Genomic DNA, 3,212 nt, shown 5'->3' on the forward strand with positions numbered 1-3,212 from the left:
GGGGTTCTAGGGATTTTCCCCTCTAAAAAGACATAATCCTCTGTAGACCACACCAATAAATGGCTGCGGAGGTGGTTTACTTTCAGCTTGGAGCCTAATCATCCACTATCGGCCTTGTTATTTCGCCAATATTGGGCAATTTCCCAGTATTAGTGAAGTTATACGTTCCGCTTAAGTTGATATTTTGCCACGCAACGGGCGAAACAGCACGAGTGATACCCGCTTTCTCTTCATCTCCTCTCGCTTCAAAGTGTCCCAGAAGATGACTCAGTATCGCGGAGTTGAAGTAGATGATCGCGTTGGCAAGCAATCTTGCGCATTCATTCCAGATAGCGATTTCAGACTCGTTTTTGCCACGGAACTGATCACCATTCACCGACGCAATGGCTCGTCTAAGGAAGTGCCATGCTTCTCCCCGGTTCAGGGCACGTTGCACATACTGCCGCAAACTGGCATCGTCGATGTAGTCAAGTAAATATTGCGCTTTAACCAGTCGATTATACTCCGTCAGAGCCTGTAATATTGGGTGTCCAGAAGGGTAACCAGACAACTTTCTTACCAGCATTGCTTGTGTCGTCCGCTTTGTCTGAAGTGACAGAACAATACGCCTGATATCTTGCCATCCCGTTGTAATAACATTCGTTCTGATAGGCTTCTTTAGCGCCAGTATGGTGCTGCCTTGTTCACTTTCAGTCACATCAAACAGATCATTGATGACACTACTGAACTGCGCGTATCGCGGTGCAAAACTGTAACCGCATAGATCCAGTAAGGCGAAGTTAACATGATTGACACCGTGTGTATCTGTCGAGAGTACGTCAGGTTTGATTTCACTGCTGTTGGATTGTAACAGGTCATAAATATAGTGTGATTCGTGCTCGTTGGAACCGATGATCCGAGCATTGAGGGCGCTGTGGTTGGCCACCAGTGTCATGGCCGTGATCCCTTTGTTGGTGCCGAAATACTTAGAGGAGTACCGGGTTTTAAAGGTTTCCAGATGGGTTTCGAATTTCTGACCATCCGCACTGGCATGCAGCTGGTCCTCCTGAATATGGTAGTGGCGGAAGATGGGTAGCGCTGCAACCGCATTATTGATCACGTCGCTGGCGTCATGCAGCGTTTCAGGCCGGATATAGTTGGCCTGCACCGTACTCAGGTGTTCATAGCTTCGATCGGAGATCTGCGCCATGCCATACACACCACGGTGAGTGGCGTTGGCAATCAGAATGGCCAGTAAATCATCCTGATGAGTGAACCCTTGTTTTTGTATCGGAAGTACATGAGTCAGACATTTCATGAACCCGGTTTCGCGCTCTACATACCGCAGTACATCCGCGATACCGACCGGTTGCATTCGCTTAAAAAAGGGATTGTTGACCAGAGATGTAGCGCTTTTGGTCGGCAGACGCCAGCGGGTACCGGTACGATTTTTCATGATCACATTTCGATTGTCTCCCTCATCAATATGGAGAGCAACGTCTTTGAGTGCACTTTCCAGCCGGTGTTGTTTCTCCTGTAACAATAACTCTGCGGGCTGTTTTAGTCTGTCCAGTGTTGATGAGGCCAGCAAGGTATCCTGCGATGTCTGGGGGATCAGGTCGTCTTCCAGTGCGCGGTATTTGGTAACATTTGGCAAATAAATGCGTCCATTCAGTCGTGAGGTTAACTGCCGGTAGAGCAGCCATTCGTAACGTTGCGGGTTAACGTTATCCTGTTTAACCAACCATGGGAGGTGCTTTTTCGGGATGAGCGACGTATCCATCGTCTTCAGTGGTCCACCGAATGCGATTTCCGTCTGCATCTGTTGAAGTTGGGCGACGACGGCTTCTGAGCCTTTACCGGCCTCACATTCAAGGCACAAGAACACCTGCCTTAACAGTTGCTCCAGGAGATTGCATTGTTCATCGTAATGTTGCCACTGGTACTCTTCCACGGTCCGTTTCTGTTTTTTCAGGTAAAGGCAGAGGGTCTGGATATCCCTGTCATTCATGACCTTCAATGCCTGTTGTCTGACTACTGAGAAGGGTTGATTATCATCAATGTTCTCATCCACAAACAGATGCAGTAACTCTGCCGCTTTCGTGACATTGTCCGCGGCTGACTGCCAGGACAGGAACACTGCTTGTTGTGCAAAGGTGTTGGCAGCTTCTTGTTGCTTGCGGATATGGTAAATGAACCCATCAGTTAACCGTTCCAGTGCCAGTTGTATCCGCTCTGTCAGGTGACATAGCAACCATAGATGCTGCTGTGCGCGTTTGAATCGTTTGAGTTTACTACCGTAATAGTTGATGAGCTCACCGAAGTGTTGTCGATTTTTAAGAGACAGATTAAGCCCATCGATAACGCCATTGATTTGCGTGCGCCATGGCGCTAACTGATGATAAAGGGCAAGCTCTTTTTTAAGTTCAGGTACGGTCAGACTTTTTGCACCGCCTCTGAGCTGGTTCAGGCTTAGTCCGTCATCAATGGCTGTTATGCTGTCCAGAAAGACGTGAAGTTCAGGACTGGTGAGTTGATTAAGTTGGTGCGCCAGGTCTTTTCTGACCTGCTGCATCGCTCTGCTTATCAGTCTCTGGAGTACGGTGTACCTAGGGATAGCAATGCTGTGACTGGTTAGGAATTCAATAGCAGTATCAAAGAGGTAACGCGGCTCCAGCCAGGCATTGCCCACCTGAACAAGGTGGTCGAAAAGAGAATTGAAGTGCTGACTTTCGTCCCATTTGTGATAACCAGCAAGGTCTAATACTTTTGCGTAGAGTCGATCTTTTTGTTTTTGTGAGGGAGTGAATGGTCTGAGCCCCTTGCCGCCAAGCAGCTCTTTACTGATGAACATTAAATCCTTAGAAACCTGCGAGTAAGCGATATCTAGGATGACGGGCTTTGATTTGAAGTATCCCAAAATCGCGACAAAGTAACATCTATGAGCTCTGAGACGAATTGACCGAAAAACTGCCAATTCCGCATCGTTCAGAGAAAAGTACAGACGTTGTTCTTCGATTGAAAAAATGGGTGGGGAATAAAGATCTGCCTGTTCTGCTCTCGTGAGAATAGTAATTTCGTTTTTGATGGCCATATCAGGGCTGTTCCGTATTAAATGTACGATATTTACCTAATTTGCCACACTTATAAGTAGTAACCCACCTCCGCAGCCATTTATTGGTGTGGTCTACAGAGGATTAAGTCTTTTTAGAGGGGAAAATCCCTAGAACCCC

Annotated in this window: 1 protein-coding gene; it reads right to left on the minus strand. The window is 47.4% G+C overall.

Going from position 1 to position 3,212, the window contains the following annotated elements; all coding sequences use genetic code 11:
* Positions 1 to 94: 94 nt before the first annotated feature.
* Entirely contained in the window at positions 95 to 3,073 is a 2,979-nt protein-coding gene (locus ABMY41_RS21580) for a Tn3 family transposase (protein ID WP_000985631.1), read from the minus strand.
* Positions 3,074 to 3,212 lie beyond the last annotated feature (139 nt).

It is taken from the genome of Pseudoalteromonas sp. BZA4 (assembly GCF_040104395.1).
In the GTDB taxonomy this organism is placed as follows: Bacteria; Pseudomonadota; Gammaproteobacteria; order Enterobacterales; family Alteromonadaceae; genus Pseudoalteromonas.

Bases quoted from the DNA above. Each gene is read 5' to 3' on its own strand.
- ABMY41_RS21580 (WP_000985631.1), bottom strand. From the start codon at position 3,073: ATGGCCATCAAAAACGAAATTACTATTCTCACGAGAGCAGAACAGGCA.